Annotated in this window: 18 protein-coding genes; 7 read left to right on the top strand and 11 right to left on the bottom strand. The window is 39.7% G+C overall.

Annotated features, from left to right (window positions below):
- The first annotated feature begins 36 nt into the window (after nucleotides 1–36).
- The 3 genes from C9J45_RS00400 (at nucleotide 37) to C9J45_RS00410 (ending at nucleotide 1,502) form a co-directional block, all read left to right on the top strand.
- On the top strand, nucleotides 37–591 hold the full coding sequence (locus C9J45_RS00400) for a GNAT family N-acetyltransferase (RefSeq protein WP_107205742.1): 555 nt from the start codon (nucleotides 37–39) through the stop codon (nucleotides 589–591).
- Between the two features lie 106 nt (nucleotides 592–697).
- Nucleotides 698–937 carry a YecH family metal-binding protein gene (locus C9J45_RS00405; RefSeq protein WP_107245443.1) on the top strand — a complete coding sequence of 80 codons (240 nt, stop codon included), beginning with the start codon at nucleotides 698–700 and terminating at the stop codon, nucleotides 935–937.
- A gap of 91 nt (nucleotides 938–1,028) precedes the next feature.
- Entirely contained in the window at nucleotides 1,029–1,502 is a 474-nt protein-coding gene (locus C9J45_RS00410; RefSeq protein ID WP_005367112.1) for an FKBP-type peptidyl-prolyl cis-trans isomerase, read from the top strand.
- Nucleotides 1,503–1,579: 77 nt separating this feature from the next.
- Here C9J45_RS00410 and C9J45_RS00415 read toward each other — a convergent pair whose 3' ends face one another.
- The 7 genes from C9J45_RS00415 to hinT form a co-directional block, all read right to left on the bottom strand.
- On the bottom strand, nucleotides 1,580–2,869 hold the full coding sequence (locus C9J45_RS00415) for an NAD(P)/FAD-dependent oxidoreductase (RefSeq protein ID WP_107205740.1): 1,290 nt from the start codon (nucleotides 2,867–2,869) through the stop codon (nucleotides 1,580–1,582).
- A 191-nt stretch (nucleotides 2,870–3,060) separates the two neighbouring features.
- The gene (gene ycfP, locus C9J45_RS00420; RefSeq protein WP_107205739.1) at nucleotides 3,061–3,600 is read right to left on the bottom strand and encodes an alpha/beta hydrolase YcfP; all 540 of its coding nucleotides are present in this window, start codon (nucleotides 3,598–3,600) and stop codon (nucleotides 3,061–3,063) included.
- 148 nt (nucleotides 3,601–3,748) lie between these two features.
- The gene (locus C9J45_RS00425) at nucleotides 3,749–4,588 is read right to left on the bottom strand and encodes a DUF6279 family lipoprotein (RefSeq protein WP_107287008.1); all 840 of its coding nucleotides are present in this window, start codon (nucleotides 4,586–4,588) and stop codon (nucleotides 3,749–3,751) included.
- 45 nt (nucleotides 4,589–4,633) lie between these two features.
- Nucleotides 4,634–5,542, bottom strand: a complete 909-nt coding sequence (locus tag C9J45_RS00430; protein WP_107287009.1) for a phosphotransferase — start codon at nucleotides 5,540–5,542, stop codon at nucleotides 4,634–4,636.
- A 38-nt stretch (nucleotides 5,543–5,580) separates the two neighbouring features.
- Complete coding sequence (gene lpoB, locus C9J45_RS00435) at nucleotides 5,581–6,171, bottom strand: penicillin-binding protein activator LpoB (protein ID WP_107205736.1); 591 nt, start codon at nucleotides 6,169–6,171, stop codon at nucleotides 5,581–5,583.
- A gap of 30 nt (nucleotides 6,172–6,201) precedes the next feature.
- Nucleotides 6,202–6,576 carry a YcfL family protein gene (locus C9J45_RS00440; RefSeq protein WP_233217595.1) on the bottom strand — a complete coding sequence of 125 codons (375 nt, stop codon included), beginning with the start codon at nucleotides 6,574–6,576 and terminating at the stop codon, nucleotides 6,202–6,204.
- A gap of 350 nt (nucleotides 6,577–6,926) precedes the next feature.
- Nucleotides 6,927–7,277 carry a purine nucleoside phosphoramidase gene (gene hinT, locus C9J45_RS00445; protein ID WP_005367093.1) on the bottom strand — a complete coding sequence of 117 codons (351 nt, stop codon included), beginning with the start codon at nucleotides 7,275–7,277 and terminating at the stop codon, nucleotides 6,927–6,929.
- A 377-nt stretch (nucleotides 7,278–7,654) separates the two neighbouring features.
- Here hinT and C9J45_RS00450 point away from each other — a divergent pair, with 377 nt between their 5' ends.
- Complete coding sequence (locus C9J45_RS00450; RefSeq protein WP_107205930.1) at nucleotides 7,655–9,622, top strand: methyl-accepting chemotaxis protein; 1,968 nt, start codon at nucleotides 7,655–7,657, stop codon at nucleotides 9,620–9,622.
- 31 nt (nucleotides 9,623–9,653) lie between these two features.
- Here the strand turns inward: C9J45_RS00450 and C9J45_RS00455 are convergent, their stop codons facing one another.
- On the bottom strand, nucleotides 9,654–10,583 hold the full coding sequence (locus C9J45_RS00455) for a DMT family transporter (RefSeq protein WP_107205734.1): 930 nt from the start codon (nucleotides 10,581–10,583) through the stop codon (nucleotides 9,654–9,656).
- Nucleotides 10,584–10,693: 110 nt separating this feature from the next.
- Between C9J45_RS00455 and C9J45_RS00460 the strand changes: the two genes are divergently transcribed.
- The 3 genes from C9J45_RS00460 (at nucleotide 10,694) to pyrC (ending at nucleotide 13,977) form a co-directional block, all read left to right on the top strand.
- Nucleotides 10,694–11,635, top strand: coding sequence for a LysR family transcriptional regulator (locus C9J45_RS00460; RefSeq protein ID WP_107290415.1), 942 nt, complete (start codon nucleotides 10,694–10,696; stop codon nucleotides 11,633–11,635).
- A gap of 218 nt (nucleotides 11,636–11,853) precedes the next feature.
- Complete coding sequence (locus C9J45_RS00465; protein ID WP_199190684.1) at nucleotides 11,854–12,792, top strand: DMT family transporter; 939 nt, start codon at nucleotides 11,854–11,856, stop codon at nucleotides 12,790–12,792.
- A gap of 153 nt (nucleotides 12,793–12,945) precedes the next feature.
- Nucleotides 12,946–13,977: a dihydroorotase gene (gene pyrC / locus C9J45_RS00470; protein WP_005367079.1), complete on the top strand. Its 1,032-nt coding sequence runs from the start codon at nucleotides 12,946–12,948 to the stop codon at nucleotides 13,975–13,977.
- Nucleotides 13,978–14,068: 91 nt separating this feature from the next.
- Here the strand turns inward: pyrC and C9J45_RS00475 are convergent, their stop codons facing one another.
- From C9J45_RS00475 to C9J45_RS00485, 3 genes are read right to left on the bottom strand one after another with little or no spacing between them, the layout of a single operon-like run.
- Nucleotides 14,069–17,143, bottom strand: a complete 3,075-nt coding sequence (locus C9J45_RS00475; RefSeq protein WP_107292017.1) for an efflux RND transporter permease subunit — start codon at nucleotides 17,141–17,143, stop codon at nucleotides 14,069–14,071.
- On the bottom strand, nucleotides 17,143–18,237 hold the full coding sequence (locus C9J45_RS00480; protein WP_107292018.1) for an efflux RND transporter periplasmic adaptor subunit: 1,095 nt from the start codon (nucleotides 18,235–18,237) through the stop codon (nucleotides 17,143–17,145). Before C9J45_RS00480 ends, C9J45_RS00475 begins: the two co-directional genes overlap by 1 nt.
- Entirely contained in the window at nucleotides 18,234–19,271 is a 1,038-nt protein-coding gene (locus tag C9J45_RS00485) for an efflux RND transporter periplasmic adaptor subunit (RefSeq protein ID WP_107292019.1), read from the bottom strand. The genes C9J45_RS00480 and C9J45_RS00485 overlap by 4 nt, the downstream gene beginning before the upstream one ends.
- Nucleotides 19,272–19,327: the final 56 nt, after the last annotated feature.

Genomic DNA, 19,327 nt, shown 5'->3' on the forward strand with positions numbered 1-19,327 from the left:
ATATTTAGATACTCTCCGAATTTCGGCAGGATAGCTATGAAACTTGATTTCGAAATCTCTACGCCTCGGCTTATTCTTCGCCCATTTAAAAATGCTGATCTCAATGATTTTCTCGCAGCCGTACATGACTCAGTTAATGAACTAAGTCCATGGCTTGAATGGTGTGATAATCGCTTTGATCAACATGATGCCCATGAATGGATAAGCGCAAGTCGACTCAGCTGGCAAACCGATTTTAGCTATGAATTTGCCATCTTTAATCGCTTTGATGATGCGTTTATTGGAACGGTTTCTCTTAGTGCGATTATTCCTATGACCAACAGTGCAAATTTAGGCTATTGGATAAAAACAGGTTGTCATAGACAAGGATTTGCGACTGAGGCGAATATTGCAGCCGTACAATTTGCTTTTCAAATGCTAGGGCTAACACGCTTAGAAATCATTACGCATATCAATAATTATGCTAGCCAAAAAACAGCAAAAGCATGCAATGCCAAATTTGAATGTGAAGCGCGTAATCGTATTTATTATCATAATAAACCGCTTGATGGTCTTGTTTATTCGCTAGTACCAAGCGATTTATTCACTTAACCTAAAAAGCTGCATTTAAAATACACTTTATTATCACACATCAACATTTTCTTTGGGTCCTTCACTTATGCTTTATTCGTAAACAATATTGAAGGACAACTCCCCGATGAATACATACCACGCTCACGATATCCTTAATTTACTGATTGAATCTCAACAGCCGTACACAATAGAAACACTGAAAGAAAAAATTGCGAATAGCTACGGTTCTGATGCGACGTTTTACACCTGCAAGTTAAAAGATTTAACGATTGAACAATTGCTAGAATTTTTTGTTGCTAAAAACAAAGTGACCATTACAGATGGCATCGTTACGGCTAACATTGCCAATATGTGTCACCATTAAACGATTAAGCACAACATTCTTTACAGTTTCATGCTGTTAGAAAAACGACACAGTGGTAAGATGCAAGAAATTCATTTGTAAGGAAACTATTGTGTCAAAAATTGTTATTGCCGTTATTGTTGCCGTATTACTCGCTTTTTTCCTTTATCGTTCATACAACAATAAGCAAGTTGCTGCTGAAAACATTAAGCAAGGTGAAGCTTTTCTTGCGGAAAATAAATTAAAAGAAGGCGTACAAACGACGCCTTCTGGTCTGCAATATCTTGTTTTGCAAAAAGGAACAGGGACTGAACACCCTAAAGCGACAGATAGCGTAACAGTGCATTACCACGGTACTTTAATTAATGGCACCGTGTTTGATAGCTCAGTCGATCGTGGTGAAAAAATTTCTTTTCCACTTAACCGCGTGATCAAAGGTTGGACGGAAGGCTTACAACATATGGTTGTTGGTGAAAAAATGCGTTTCTTTATTCCAGCAAATCTTGCTTATGGTAATAACGGTGCAGGTAGCATTCCACCAGGCTCAGTGCTCATTTTTGATGTTGAGTTATTTAAAATCAACTAATAAAAAACAGATATAAACAAAAACGCCAGCAAAAATGCTGGCGTTTTTTATGTCACAATTAAACCATTATGACTAACTTAGTGCAGCTTTAAGCTTGGACGAAGTACACGGTTAATACGACTTACTAACATAATAAGTCCTGTTTTAAACATCCCATGTAACGCCATTTGGTGCATACGGTATAGTGAGATATACACCATACGTGCTATGCGCCCTTCTACCATCATCGAACCTTTTGATAGGTTACCCATTAAGCTACCAACAGTTGAGAAACGGCTTAGTGATACTAACGAGCCATGATCGCTATACACATACGGTTTCTGTTCACGATCTGTAATTTTCGCAACGATGTTTGAGAAACAACGGCTTGCCATTTGGTGTGCCGCTTGCGCTCGTGGTGGAACAAAAGAACCATCTTCCTGCACACAAGATGCCAAATCACCAATCACATAAATATCATCATCACGGGTTGTTTGTAGCGTTGGTTTAACCACTAACTGATTAATACGGTTCGTTTCAAGCCCTGCAATATCTTTCATGAAATCAGGTGCTTTGATACCGGCAGCCCATACCATGATTTGTGCTGGAATATGATCGCCATCTTTTGTGGTTAAGCCTGTTTCATCAGCCTTAGTGACCATCGTACCAGTACGTACGGTTACACCCAATTTCGTTAGCTCACTGTGTGCCGCTTGAGAAATACGCGGTGGCAATGCCGGAAGAATACGATCGCCAGCTTCAACTAGGTTTACATTTAGACGAGAGCTATCTAAGTCACCGAAACCGTAGTTATGTAACTCTTGTACTGCATTGTGAAGCTCTGCTGATAATTCAACACCAGTAGCACCAGCACCAACAATTGCGATATCAACGGTCTTTTGATCTTTGTTTCCATGTAACTTCATGAATTGGTTGTTCATCTCTGTACGGAAACGGTGTGCTTGCTCTGGGCTATCAAGGAAAATACAGTGGTCACGCACACCCGGAGTATTAAAATCATTCGATGTAGAACCAATCGCTAACACAAGAATATCGTATTCCAATGTACGCTCAGGTACTAACAGCTCGTTTTGCTTATCAAATAATGCAGCAAGTGTGATCGTTTTATTTTCACGATCTATCGTTTCTAACGAGCCCATTTGAAAATCAAAGTGATGGTTTTTCGCATGTGCTCGATAACTAATAGCATCTACACCTGCATCTAATGAGCCTGTTGCTACTTCATGAAGTAATGGTTTCCACAAGTGACTTGCACGGCGATCCACTAGAGTAACTTCTGCACGGCCTTTACGACCAAGGGTACGTCCAAGCTTTGTCGCAAGCTCTAAACCACCCGCACCGCCTCCAACAACAATAATTCGAGTCAAAATCACTTCCTCTCTAATTTTATAAATTTTTTAAACTGACAAATACCTTATTGCATAGCAGACTGTTTGTTGTGGTCTGTTTTGCACGCAAAATGCTAGGCAAAAAGAGATCTGAAGCCAGTAAAGCCACATATGTGTAGGTAGACGGATCTATGATCCGTCTAAGGTATAGGAGGTAATATATTTCGTTATTATTGCGCTTTAAACGCTTTTATTGTTTGTAGATGTTGCGAGATCTTTTTAAACTTATGTGTTTCATTTTCGTCCCACACTATATCATAAAATTGATCTAGCTCATCTTTTGTAGCTTGATTATCTAATACTTCGTCATTAGTTGAAAGTATGCAAAGACAATTACCTGCATTTTTTTTGCGAAAACCTTCAACGCATTTCGTCATAATGTCAGTATATTCTTCTGGACGATCAATACGTCCTTCCATGTTATTTTCAGGATGAAGGTTTGGGTTAAAAATGACTTGTTTAATACCGCATAAGAAGCCAATTCTTTCAGCCCAATAGCCCCCCAACCCAACCCCACAGATCAGTGGCGTTGTATCTTTATTCTCGTCTACTAACTTATGAACTTCTTTTAGTAAATGCTGCATATCATGCTTTGGATGCAGGGTACTGTAATTTACAAAGCGGATATCAGAATCGATAAACTGTAACTGTAATACCTTTTCATGATTACCAGGGCTTGTTGAATCAAAGCCATGTAGATAAATAATCATATCAATTCCCTCTCGCTTAATTTTAAAATCATCCGTGCCCTTGTATAGGACGTTATAAATCTACCACTTTCTATATGGTTTAACAGGATAATAATGAAAACTATGATCTTCTTTGCAAACTATGAGCATTGATAAAAAGCGTTCAGTACTACTTCTTTTGAATTAATGTCGCGATATCTTTTCTAAGTGATGTGAGTTCACCTTGTAAATGGCGTAACTGCTGTGGGCTTAAACTCTCGTTTAACTGCTTCATGATGACAAAACGCTGGCTTAAATACTCATCGAGTTGAGTTTGATAGACCGCATTTTTAAGAGAAAGAATATTTTTCACTTGTTGTTCGACACGCAATGAAAACTGCGCATTATTACGTTGTTTCAGTATCCTCTTTAATTGTGACAAGTTATCTGTCGCTATATTTTGAAAAATTGTGGATTGCTGTAATTGCAGTTGCGCTAAGCTTAGGATCAACTGCTTTTGTTGCTTCGTTAGACGTCCAATCCACTTTTGGGCTTTATCTTCAAGCTCATCATAGCGATCTTCAAGGCGTTGTTTTGGACTTTTCGATAAACGCTCTTCCCGTCGCTCAATTATCTCTTTTTCAATCGCTTGTAAACTGGCTGCAATTTGTGAAGGGCTCATTGTTTTAACAACATCAATGATAGGTGATACAAAAACCAGAACTGATGCTTCGCCTGCTTGCGTAAAACGCTGATGATAATTGGCGATTTGTTCTGCTGTTAACGGTTTTTTAAGATCTATTTGTAAGGCAGAAATCAACTTATGAAATACGGCTAATTGTTGCTGTCGATGTTGTGCAAGTGCAGTTTCAAGACCTTGCTCTAACTCACCCTGTTGTTGAGAGTCCAAATCAAGATAATCTGATAAGTAATAATCAATCCAGAAATCCAATGAATTGTATACCAATTTAAATGTGCAACCAGATAACACCACACAAATAAAGATTATGCTTATCGTTCTTTTCAACATCAGTACGTCTCCTTGTACAAACGTTTCACACTTACTATAACGTCTCTATGTAACCAATTGTTTTAGCTTGAGCTCTAATTGTTTAGCTTGCTGTAAATATTCATCATCATGCCAAACTTGATAACCCACCAAATACCACAGTAATGCTAGGTACTCACACCAAGGCTGCCAGTAATTTACCGCCTCTAACCATTCATCAGTAGATACCAAGGTGATATCGGACGCCTCTCTTGCCACACAATAATCTTTCACTGCTTTTTCAGGGCTAAGTGCATTAGCTAATATCGTCATGGTTAAATCAAGAGAAGGATCGCCTGCACTGGCATATTCCCAATCGATAACTTTAGCGTTCATCACATCAACTAACCGGTCACTGTCATTAGGGACAATAATATTGTAACGCCCTAAATCAAAATGACAGCAGGTATCAGGAAAGTAGTGATTAATATTCTGATTATCAAAATAATGATAAATAGATAGTAATTGTTTTGATTTTAAATTAGCAGCAATCGTTTGCCAGTAATGCTCAATACGTTGCTTAATATCTAATCGATGGGTAGGAAGCGGTAAAGCATGAATACGCGCTTGAAGTTGACACAGTTGCTGATTGGTAAATCGTTGATCTGCTTGTTCGCCTTCAAGCCAATCTACAATTAATACTTGTTCATTATTATTTAGATTAATGTCTAACAATGCATAGGGTTTTGGCGCTAATTTAGAACCGTCAATTAAACGTAATAACTGATATTCATGCGTTCGATTAATACCAAAAGCTTGAGCCGTGCTCGTTAATGGTCGCCACACGTAATGGGAAGATTGATTATTTGAAGGATGGTACAGGAATAATTTCCAACAGCGATTGGTTAAACCGCCCGCTAATGGGCTCGCTGTTAGAAATTGTACATCGGGTAACAAAGACAATAATGTGGGATCAAAACTCTCGTTATCTTTCATTATAATTTCAACATTGCTACCCGATTATTTAGGCTAAATTACCAACCTTGAGAATCTGATTCACTCTTAGGCGCTAAACCTGAATCAGCCCACTCAATTGAACCTGAGTTTGTATCCATCAAACGCATGGTCATTTTATAGAAAGGGACATTCTGACCATCTTCACGCTTGCTCGTATTGGTTACATGACCATACAGCATGTATTGCGCACCTGTCATTTTAGCAAATTGAATCGCAGTACCTTGATTAACAAAACGATCATTCTCACTAAAGTTCATTTGTTTACGCACCGCATCAACGCGAGACTTATCGACTAAGTTAAATTTACCTGAACGTGAAATTTTAGACTTAATTGTGTTAGTAAGCGACTTAGTATCAACATGTCCACTGGTATTGTTTTGAATATTATCAACAATCACAATCGGATGCTTACCGCCTGCTGTAATTGAAGATACAGCCGGTGATGACAACATCTTTGTTGTTAAGTCCGATGCCGTGTTATCAAGATCATTAGAGCCAAAATTTACCGATGGAGTTTCAGGTAAATGCGAATTCACATAATCGACAGTTTGGGCACAACCACCTAATAATGAAGATGCCGCTAATAATGCAAGAACGCTTTTTTTCATTGTTTTACCTTAACAATATTTTATATTAAATCAGTATACTGCTCGACGAACGTAAATACGATATTGGGTAGCTTCAACTTTATCAGCAATACCTTGTAATATTACTTTACCGTTGCCAGCCAACGCAACGGAATGCCATGGTGCCGCACTACCACTGATCTCTAAACCTTGGCCATCATACCAATAAATACGGTATTGCAAGTTCAGATCTGTGTTAACTTTGTTTATTGCCTCAACAGAGGCTTGCATTAAACCATTAACTTTCGTTATATGAGCGTCTTTAAAAACTAAGCTACGTGCAAGAAAAGCGTTACCAATAACGACATTTTGATTGCTGTTTTCGATACTAATACCAGCATGATCACTGCTACATCCAGTGATAATTAATGCTAAAAATAATGCCATTACATACTTCATTACATGCCTCTTAATAGCGTGACAATCAAATTTCTAAGTAACATTATAAGAAACTCATTTATGATCGTGCGTTTAGCTATGACCCACAAGTTCTTACTAATAAATCTAATATCGGCATTTACCGTTACATAGCAACGCGTTAGATTTTAATGTTAGTAAGCGACGATTACCAATAAAGTAATAGATAAGCTATCTGATATAATCAATTTATCGCAATAAAAAAGCCTGAATATCACACCACTTATCGTATACCCAACGAGAAGATTAAAGATACTCAAGCTTTGTGTCTATCTGGGGATAATTATTATCCATTACATAACGTTATCAGCACGTCATGACTAGCCAACTAGCATTGGCCCTAAAGGACGCCCACCTAATAGGTGCATGTGAATATGGTAAACTTCTTGTCCACCATAAGGATTACAATTGACGATCAAACGGTAACCGTCTTCTGCCACGCCTTCCTTTTCTGCTAATTTACGCGCAACAGTAAACATACGCCCCATCATCAACTCATCATCGGCTTCCACATCATTGACTGTTGGGATCAATTTATTTGGAATAATTAAGATATGGCTTGGCGCACGAGGATTGATATCACGAAATGCTGTGACTAAGTCATCTTGATACAAAATATCAGTTGGAATTTCTTTACGAATAATTTTACTGAAGATAGTTTCTTCCGCCATTTCTGACTCCATCAACTCATTGTTATTTGTTTAGTTAGTGAGTATGCGTCAGTCAACTCTATTGCGCAATATTGAACGTTGTTTTAAAGATTTAATAGAGAAAAAATTTCACGTTTTCGTGTTTTTTTGATGCAGCGATCAAACAATTGAAGCCTAAACAAATTTATCTATCAAGACTCAAGCAGAACTGACGATAGTATAGGTTAGAGTTAATTTGATAATTCGATTCGCAAATTTAGCATTGATTGCGAAATAAAGGGTTACCCCATTATCAAATTACATTTATGACTAATAGGTCAGCATTATGATGACACTGACCCTTTGCTAAATATAGGGATATTATGAAGAAATCTAGCCAAACTTCGGTCATACGTCGTATGTACTCCGGTTTTGTGGTTATGGTTGCATTGTTTGTTTTAACCATTGTGCTCATGCTTGATGGAACAAACCGTATCCATAATCAGTTAACAACAGTAACAACAGACGCACTTCCTTTAGTCTCTATATCAAATAAAGTCAGTGTTAAACTTCTTGCCGCCGACAAATCTTTTAAAGACTTTTTAACCAGTCAAGATCCTGCTGCAATGAAAACCTATGAAGCCGACTTTCGTAAAGCAACAAGAGAGTTCGCCTCTGCGCGTAAAGAGCTTGTAGCCATTGCCGAAAGTAATCCAGAATTAACGTCTTACATTAAAGCGCTAACCGAATTAGAACAGCGTTACTTCAGCGAAGCTCAAACCGCGATGGGTAATTATCGCGCGCAAATGTTAGCCGGTGATGAGCGCCAACAATCAGCGCGACGCTTTCAGCGTTTGCAAGCTGAACTCAGCATTGGTATGAAAGAATACATTAATGAGCAAGATAATATGGCTGTTAAGATGATGGCTAAAAATTTCTTTGTGAAGTTAAAAGAAACAGAAACCATTACTTCTGATGCCCTTGCCACTGACGATATCAGTAAGATTAAAGCCGCAATAAAAGCGAATAAACGCAGTGTAAACCATCTTGCCAACGCATTTCGTAGCTTAACAACCCTACTTTCAGGCTTAAAAGAAACATTCGGTAAATCCGTTACTCAATACACGTTAGATATCGGTAAAAAAGGCGGTGTGCTTGATCAACACTATGAATTCATTGAAGCGAAAACGCGTCTTTATGACAACATTGCCACGCTAACTAAAGAAGTGAATCAAGCACTATCGATTCTTGAGCAATTTAATCAGCAAGCGACCAATCAAATGGATCAAGCGATTGCAACAGCTGATGACACTTACAATCAAGGCATAACCAAAGCTGTTGGTATTGCGATTGTGGTTATTTTATTAGCCATTTCTATCGGTTGGTATTTAGCGCGAAGTGTTCGTCGTCCACTGGTTTCTATGCTAAAAACGCTTGAATCATTAACTGATGGTGATATGACACAGCGTACAGAAAGCAGTCAATTCATTGAGTTTAATAAACTAAGTCATCACATCAATACGTTAGCTGGCAATCTTCAACAAATTTTAAGTCAATTAAGCAAAGCATCTGAAGATCTCACTCAAGTTGCGGCAGAAAACCAAAGTACAACTGCACAAGCAAAACAGCGACTCAATGAACAACGAGAGCAAACTGTTTCTGTGGCAACAGCAATGACAGAGATGGAACACTCAGTTACTGATGTATCGCAAAGTGCGCAGAACACCATGGAACGTGTTCATGAGGTAGAACGTGCATCAGCAACAGGTCGTGAAGTGATGAGTAAAAATATTAATATTGCCCATCAGCTTTCAACTCGTTTAGATGACTCTGTAACAGCCGTTGCTGATCTTCAACAAATGAGCAGTAATATTGGTTCTATTTTAGATGTTATTCGTAATATTGCCGACCAAACTAACCTACTTGCACTCAATGCCGCCATTGAAGCAGCCCGTGCTGGCGATCAAGGACGAGGCTTTGCCGTTGTTGCCGATGAGGTTCGTGTTCTCGCTAAACGTACCACCGACTCTACCTCTGAGATTGAAGCGATGATCCAAAACCTTCAAGGTAGCTCAGGTCAAGCGATGGAAATGATGCAAAGCTGTGTAACAGAAATGGATAACAGTATTAATCAAGCATCAGATGCCAATAGCGCAATGGAAGAGATCCAAGCGATTATCATTGAAATTAGTCAAATGAGTAGTCAAATTGCACAATCAGCGGAAGAGCAGCGGACGACGACTACCGACATTGCCCGTAGTTTAGAGGATATTAGTCATATTGCTGATACTAACTACAATGCAATGGAAGAAATGGCAGAAGCCAGTACCATGTTAGATAGCTTAGCCACTGAACAAAATAAACTCGTTCATAAATTTAAACTGTAATTAAAGCTAAGCAAATAAATGAAGCCGATCATCAGATCGGCTTTTTTGTTTTAGCGAAAAATTTACATTTAGGTTTCACTGAAATAAACATAGCGGCCAATACAATCAGTCCCGCCCCCACCCATTGAAGCTGTTCAAATCGTTCTCCTAACCACCAATGTGCAAACAAACCACCAAATACAGGCTCTAATCCCAATAAAAAAGAGACTTGGGTTGGGCTTGTATGCTTCACCCCATAGTTTTGAAAGTAAAAAGCGAACAAGGTACAAAAAATAACAAGGTAGCCAATATACAACCAAAACTCTGGCGCGCTAGGTATGATGAATTGTTCTACAGGGACAGTGAAAACCAATAAGCTAATACAAACAACGGTGACCACTGATAATTGGATAAATGTTGCCACCATAGGATCGCAATGTTGTTGATTCATTTTCTTTTTAGTTGTCACCACAAAAGCGGCACGCCCCAGTGCTGCGATCAAAATAAGAATATTACCGATATTAAACGTTACCGCATTCAGGCTATCTCCTACTAATAACCACACACCGGCAATTGCAATGCATCCGGCAAATAAATCTGTAACCGCAAGTTTATGACGATTAAGCAATGCATCAACAGCAGGCGTAAAGATAATAAATAGGCTAATAAGAAAAGCAGCATTTGAAGCCGTCGTGTGTTTTAGACCGTAAGTTTCGGCCAAATAAATAATACTTAATATTCCTCCAGTTGGTGCTAATTGCAGCCAAACCTGTTTATTTAGTTTCTTGCTGACTAAGGGAAATATCACTAAAAGTGTGCAACAAAAACGAATCGCCAAAAACATCAACACACCAGTATAAAGCATAGATTCTTTTGCCACACCAAAACTGGTTCCCCAAAAAACTGCGGCAGCTAGCACACCTATTGTTGCTATTAATGAAGTATTTAAAAATACACTTTTATTCTGCTCGACCTGTTCCATTCACACACATCCTTTCTTACACGGTTTTAGTCACTGTTCTTGTAAGATTGAATGGTATATGTTTGACTTGATGTTGATAATACCGCCAATAAGCAAAGGATTTATGACTGATGGACAAAAATAAAATTATTCAACTTCTTCCTGATATTGCAGCCTTTGTCACGGTTGTAGAGTCAGAAAGCTTCAGTCATGCCGCGAAAAAATTGGGAATGACACCATCTGGCGTGAGTCGTCAAATAAGCCGCCTAGAAAAAGAGCTTCAAGTACAACTAATCAAACGCAGTACTCGTAGCCAGTCACTTACCATTGCAGGGCAAGAAGCTTACCAATATGGTAAAAATATCCTTCAGCAAGCCCAAGATGTAGTAAATATAGCCAGCAAGCAAAAGCAAGATATTGAAGGGATACTCACCATTGCCTCACCGAAAGCGTTTTGTCGTCAGGTACTTCAACCTCTATTACTGGAATTTGTTGACACTTATCCAAAGCTACAACTAAAAATCCAAGTTACAGACAAACCAATCGATCCGCTCTATCACGACGTAGATGTCGTCTTTAGGTTAACCAACGAGCCTCAAAATAACCTAGTGGCCAAACAGTTAGCCACTAACGATCTGGTATTATGTGCAAGCCCGTATTACCTCGAAAAGAAAGGTACACCAACACACCCTAAGCAATTAGCCCAGCATGATTGTATCTATCTAGGCGAAACAAATACTGACAACCAATGGCGGTTTAAATCTGAAGATGAAGAGCTGAAAGTGACGGTGAATGGGCGTTATATTGTTAACCATACAGAGATGCGTTTAGAAGCCGCATTAAATCACTTTGGTATTGCGGTATTACCTGCATTCGTCGCGCAAAAAGCTTTGCAATCAAAAGCCCTTACTGCGGTACTTAACGATTGGACACTTCTTGATAATTACCAAGGTACTGTGTTCATGCAATACCTGCCTAATATCAATATGCCTTATCGCCAACGTGTGTTTATTGATTTTATTAGCGAAAGGTTTTCGTCTGATTTAAGAAAAAAGCTTACCAATTGCAATTAATTGCTTGTAAGTGTTTTTTATCTCTTGTAAGTTGAGCTTAGCGTTCAATAAACAGGCAACACTATGATTTATTCAACTATTTTCACTTGTTACATTTGGCTCCTCAATTCACTACTGCCATCCGGCCGGTAGAGTTTTGCTATCTGGCTGTGAGTTATGCTCAGCCAGTGACCTTCGCATTTCTCGCAGCTTTATTTCATTTTTAAGCGAGAAATCACATGACATCATCGAACTCAAACAACAACCCAGTTAACGAAAACGTCAGTTCCCCTCATGCTGAACTCAATAAAGGCATTGTTTATGCCCTTATCGGTACTGCTTTATTTTCTATCAAGCCCGTTTTTATCAAACTGGCTTATCAATATGGTGGAGATGCGGTATCGATTATGTCGTTACGGGCGATAAGTTCTGTGCCGATTTATATTGTTATGATGCTGTGGCTATTAAGAAAAACAGAGCATAGAGATAACCTGAAACGATATGGTTTAACGGCAAGCGCTATTGGCGTCTTAGGCTACTATGTTGCGTCATACCTTGATATTGCAGCCATGGCACATATCAGTGCGCAGCTAGAGCGACTACTCATTTTTCTATTTCCAAGCTTCGTCGTTTTAATTAGTTGGACTGTCCTAAAACAAAAGCCAGCACAAGGTACATTTAAAGCTATTGCACTTGGCTATATTGGTGTCGCTTTCATTGTTTTTCATGATTTAGGAAGCATGGGAAATAATGTCTTGCTAGGTAGTGGGTTGGCCATTGCGTCCGCATTCGTTTTCGCTTGTTACTTAATCATGAGCAAAAAGTTAATTACCCAAATGGGCAGCCAATTATTTACCTGTATCGGGATGGGATCTGCGGGGATCATTATTCTAATTCAAAGCCAATGGCAAGGCGTCAATGTGCTCGAGCTAGATCCAATGCTTATCCTGCTTGGGATCGCGCTAGGGATCTTTTGTACTGTGTTGCCATCATTTTTTGTTGCAGCCGCGATGCAAAAATTAAATCCATCACAGCTAAGTTTAACCAGCAATGTTGGCCCTGCTATTACTGCAGTTTTTGCTATCACATTACTTAATGAACCTTTTACTTTTTATCATGCAATAGGCATGCTTTTCGTGGTTTATTCAGTAATAAGCATGAAGAAAAGAGGACAATGATACACAGATTCTAGCTAAAGTGCTGTGATCCTATTCTCTTTTGGCAAACGATTGCCTTTTAATTCAGCAATCAAACCGATTGTTGAATTAATGACCTTTACTTAGCGCAACGATACTTTTAGAATCGGGCAAATTTTTTGGAAGGGAAACAAAATGACAACATTAACGATTACTCGTCCTGATGATTGGCACACACATTTACGTGATGGCGATGTATTAAAAGATACAGTAAGGGATATTAGCCGTTACATGGGACGCGCGATCATCATGCCTAATTTAATCCCTCCTGTTACTGATACAGAATCTGCTTTAGCTTACCGTGACCGCATTCTTGATGCTCAACCAAGCCCGACTTTCTCACCACTTATGGTTATCTACCTAACAGATAACACATCACCTGAAGAAATTAAGAAAGCCAAAGCATCGGGTCATGTATATGCTGCAAAACTCTACCCTGCTGGCGCAACGACTAACTCAGACTCTGGCGTTACTTCAATTGATAAGATTCGCCCTGCATTACAAGCGATGCAAGAAGTTGGTATGCCACTTCTTATTCATGGTGAAGTCACACATAATCATGTTGATATTTTCGACCGTGAAAAAGCATTCCTTGATACGGTACTTGGTCCTATTGTTGAAGAATTTTCATCACTCAAAATTGTACTTGAACACATTACGACAGCAGATGCTGTAAAGTTTGTTCAAAATGCAGGTGACAATGTCGCTGCAACCATTACAGCTCACCACTTAATGTTTAACCGTAACCATATGCTAGCAGGTGGTATTCGCCCACACTTCTACTGCTTGCCTATCTTAAAACGTAACACTCACCAGCAAGCATTAGTGGATGCAGCAACCAGTGGTAGCAAGAAGTTTTTCTTAGGTACCGATACCGCACCGCATGCAAAAGGCATGAAAGAAGCGGCATGTGGTTGTGCTGGCTCTTACACAGCTCACGCAGCTATCGAGCTCTATGCAGAAGTCTTTGAACAAGCTGGCGCACTAGATAAGTTAGAAGGTTTTGCTAGCTTCAATGGCCCTGATTTTTACGGCCTACCACGTAATACAGATACGATTACGCTTGTAAAAGAGTCGTGGACAGTGGCAGAAGAAATGCAATTTGGTAGCAACACGGTCGTACCTATTAAAGCGGGTGAAACCATTAGCTGGAAAGTTAACGCTTAACCACTGAAGTAAACCAAACGCTAAACAGCTTTATAAAAATAAAGGCTTCCGAATCGGAAGCCTTTTTAATTGCAGTTAATTTAATTCAGCATTAAGCAGTTTCTTTTGTCGGTACTTTTAGCTTATGAAATAAACGATATAGCACCGGAACAACGATTAAGGTTAATACGGTAGCGAAACTTAAACCAAACATAATGGTCACTGCCATTGGTTTAAAGAACACATCTGGTAATAGCGGTAACATACCTAAAACAGTGGTGATAGCAGCCATACACACAGGACGTACACGACTGACAGCCGCATCTAACACAGCTAAATATTTCTCTTTACCACTGGCTATCTCAATCTCAATTTGGTCTAACAATACGATACCGTTTTTCACCAACATACCGGATAGACTTAAGAAACCAAGCAATGCCATGAAACCAAATGGCGTATTAAGTAACAACAAACCTAATGTCACACCAATAATTGCCAATGGCACGGTTGCCCAAACGATCAATGCTTCTTTTACCTTATTGAAAAGCAATACAGTAATTAAGAACATCGCCAAATAACCCATCGGCATCGTTTGGAATAACGAGGCTTGCGCGTCTGCTGATGATTCATACTCGCCCCCCCATTCCAAGGTGTACCCCTCTGGCAGTTCAATATCTGCGATTGCTGGCATAATACGTTTTTGTACTGTCGCTGCCGTTTCTTCACCAATAGGATCTGGATCCGCCATTACCGTTAACACACGTTTGCGATTTTTACGCACCACTAATGGATCTTCCCAACGTACATTGACACCTAGCACCACTTGTTGAAGTGGAATATAACCTTGAATGGCAGGGCTCCAGATCTTCATGCCTTCTATGGTGCTAATGTCGACTCGCTCATCTTCAGGCAAACGTGCCACGATTGGCATTAAGTTTGTTCCCTCACGATAGAGACCAATGTTGATCCCTGAAAATGCCATTTGCAGTAACTCATCAACATCTTTTTTAGTAATGCCATAGCGTCTTGCTTGGCTTTCATTAAATATCGGCTCAATTACTTTGGTGCGCTCTCGCCAGTCATGACGAATATTGAATGCGCCAGGATCTGCATTCATCACATCCACCACTTGCGACGCAATACCACGTAGTATGGTTGGATCTGATCCAACAATTCGCGCTTCAATTTTAGCGCCGGATGAAGGCCCTAACATGACTAGTTTGGCTTTGTATTCAATTTCGGGAAATTGTTTATCTAATTGTTCACGGAAATTTTTCATCACCGGAACAACACTATCAAATGAGTCAACACGCACAATTAACTCACCATAAGCGGCGTAACTTTTCTCTGGTGCGTACGTCAACATAAAACGTTGCGAACCTTTACCCGCACTTGAACTAACGTATTCCACGCCCTTTTCCGCAGCGACCACTTTCTCAAGCTGTTTTAGCGTATTATTGGTTGCACGAATATCGGTCCCTTCAGGAAGCCATACATCCACCATGAACATTGGCGTTGTAGATGCCGGAAAGAACGATTGTTTCAATAATGTAAAGCCATATAAGCTAACACCTAACATCAAGATCAAAGTGATCACTGTTAGCCATGCACGACGCATACAAAACTCTAATGACTTACGGTATACGGTGAAGAAAATACCGCCATACGGATCTTTTTGATCGCTATCTTGATCCACCTTGACGTTTTTAAAGAAAAGATCGGCAAAGAATGGCGTTAACGATATCGCTGTAAACCAACTCAGCATCAGTGAGATCAGAAGCACCGTAAATAGTGTTCGACAATATTCACCCGTTGAATCTTGTGATAAACCAATTGGCGCAAATGCCATTACTGCAATGACTGTTGCCCCTAGCAGTGGCCACTTGGTTTGAGTCACAATGTCAGAAGCCGCTTGCATTCGCGTTCGCCCCTTCTGCATGCCTATCAATATTCCTTCGACCACCACAATGGCATTATCCACCAGCATACCCAGAGCAATAACGAGGGCACCTAACGAGATACGTTGTAAGTCGATCGCTAACCACTTCATAAACACAAAGGTGCCTAAAACAGTCAGGAGCAAAATTAAACCAATCAGTAAACCTGAACGAAGTCCCATAAAGAACAGCAGCACCACAATAACAATGGCTACTGCCTGACCTAAGCTAACAACGAAACCACTTACGGACTTATCTACTTCAATCGGCTGGCTATATACTGCATCAATATCGATACCCACTGGCTGTTGCTCTTTCAGTTCAGCCAGTCTTTGCATAACCCGTTGGCCTACTTCAACAACATTAACGCCAGCGACAAAAGAAATACCAACGTTCAGCGCTTCTTTGCCGTTAAAGCTAACTAAGTTATCTGGAATTTCCTTAAAACCTTTTTTGATCTCAGCGACATCTCGAAGGTAAATCAGCCCATTAGCGCCTTTATCGGTAATGATTAAATCGCCCAGTTCATCAACATTTTTGAATTCACCAGTAGGATGAACGCGAACATATTCATCGCCAATACGAACTGCGCCCGCACTCGTGACTAAATTTTGTGTGGCTAAAATGTTGTAAATTGTATCTAAAGAAATGCCGAGGCTACTGAGTCGCTGCATTGAGATTTCAATGAATACTTGCTCTTGCTGATTGCCAGTAACACCCACTTTTCCCACGCCATCAACAAGTTCAATTTCTCGGCGTAAGTAATCAACATAATCACTGAGTTCTTTATAGCTATAACCGTCACCCGTTATTGATAACAAAATGCCGTAAACATCACCGAAATCATCAATAACTTTAGGCTTTGCGACTCCTGGAGGTAAGTTAGAGGATATATCATTAACCTTGCGGCGTAATTCATCCCAAATTTGTGGTAAATCGTCAGGGCCATAATTGTTTTTCATGGTCACTGTGATTTGTGACAACCCTCGACTAGAGATAGAATTTACTTCATCAACATAAGTTAACTGCTGAATCGCTTTTTCTATAGGATAAGTCACTTCTTCTTCAACTTGCTGTGGTGTCGCCCCAGGGTAGGAGGTAACAACCATAGCGTCTTTAATAGTAAATGCCGGATCTTCTAATTGGCCTAAACCAAAGAAAGAAAAGGTGCCACCGACAAGAAATATTAGCGTCAGCATCCAGCTGATCACTTTATTCTTAATGAAATAAGTCGCGATATCTTGCTTCATTATTGTTGTCCCTCCTTAGCCAATACCACCACTTTTTGTCCCTCTCGTAAGCGGTTAACTCCTGTAACAACAACTTGTTCCCCTTGTTTAACACCCGATTTTAATCGTACCCCTTCAGGCACAACTTTATCTGTTACCACAAGGCGTTTCGACACCGTATTGTCAGGTGTCAGTATCCAAACATATTTCTGATTTGAGGCAATATCATCACCGTCTAAATTAAATAAAGCTTCAAGAGGTACGATTTGCTGCCCCACTTGATAAACTTGTAACTTTTGAGCATCGGCTTCAACTTCAACTGGCATGCCTTCCAAAATGAACTGACCTTTGGGCATCGGCATCGTTAAGGTCACGAGAAATGAACCCGATTCAGGATCAGGTTCAGTGGTAAATTCTTTTAATGTCACCACATATTTTTCATTATTGGGTAAAATGACTTTCGAGGAAGAACCCTGTGCTTTATTAACATCCAAGATACTTTGCTTGGAATAAATCATATCAGGCGCTTGGATCTCGATATCAACAGAATCAGTGCTATGAATATTCATAATCTGCTGACCTACTTTGATATTTTCAAATTGCTCAACGGGAATAGTTGAAATCACACCACTAAATGGGGCTTTTAGCGCAGTAAAACTTAATTTTAATTTGGCTAAATCAAGATTTGCTTTCGCAATACTTCGCTTCGCTTTTAATTCATCAAATTGAGACTGAGGTAAATAGCCATTTTTTAATAATGTTGCGGAACGGCGGTATTGGCTATCAATAACATTGTATTTAGCTTGAGCATCATCCACCTCTAATGTGTAATCACGTGGATCCAATCGCGCTAATACCTGCCCTTTTTTAACGGTGTCTCCTGAACGCACTAATATTTGCGTGATTTCTCCTGCAATACGGAATGATAAAATAGATTTATCAGCTGCTGATGCCACGGCTGGAAACGTTAATTTCGGTGATTGTTTGCCTGACTGTACCTGCTGTACCTTGACTCGCGGTTGCGCTTCGCGCGGCTCAACACTTGGTTTCTCACAACCTTGGAGTAACCATGTTGCACTGATAGCCAATGTCAATAAACGATAACGTTTGATCATAATCCACGCTCCTTGATCCATGAGCGGACCTTCTGACCTGATTGCAATTCAGATACGCCTGATGTCGCTATAACGTCACCATCTTCTAAACCTGATATCACACGATTATTGTTATCTAATATGACTTCAGTTCTTACAACTTGCTGATTATCATCAACACGCCATACATAATCTTTATTGTCTTCAGTAATGATCGCACGCAGAGGTATTGCGCCTGCATTTCCATGTGGCAGAACAATTGTCACGCTACCAGACATTCCTGGCATGATGTTACTGCCTTCCGGACGTGCCATTGAGAGTGTCACTTTATAACTGGATGTTTTGCTATCTGGCTCTGTATCAATTTCTTTAAATTGTGCGGGAAAAGTTTGATTAGTTAAGGTATCAAAAGCAACGGTAGGATTTATGGCTTCAGCATGACCTTGAAAGCGCGCTAAAAGATAATCAGGAAGCTGAAATGTCATATTGATTAATTTAGCACTTTGAATATGCATCACAGGCTGTTTTGCACTGATATATTCATAGTTTTCAACCATGGATAAAGAAAGGTGCCCGTCATAAGGTGCGATAAGCTTGGCATAACTTAAATTCGATATTGCTTTATCTAATGTGGCTTTGGCCTGTTTTAAGTTAGCTTTCGAGGTGTCGTAATCTAACTCTGATACTACATTTTTTTTCCGTAATTTTTTATCGCGTTTAAATTGCACATTCGCTAAATCATATTGCGCTTGCGCCTGCTTCACTAGCAGTGATAATTCATCGCTATTTAATGTTGCAAGTATTTGTCCTTTCGTCACAAATTGACCAGGATGTACATCAACGCTGGCAAGTTGACCTGAAACGCGAAAAGCTAAAACGGCTTTATCTCCCGCCTCAACAATTGCTGGGAATGCTCGTTGTGATTCATTATTACCCACTGAAACTGATTGTAATTTAACTGGTCGAGATTCAGGCTCAGCAATCGCTGATTTATCATCCTTGCAGCCAATTAATGCTAAGCATGTAAACAATGCCGCAAAAAAGCGATATCTCATACTACTCTCCATGATGTTTCATACTAAATGTTACTATTGTTAAAAAAATGTATGAA

Origin of the sequence: Photobacterium sp. GB-1 (genome assembly GCF_003026165.1) — a bacterium.
Classification (GTDB): Bacteria; Pseudomonadota; Gammaproteobacteria; order Enterobacterales; family Vibrionaceae; genus Photobacterium.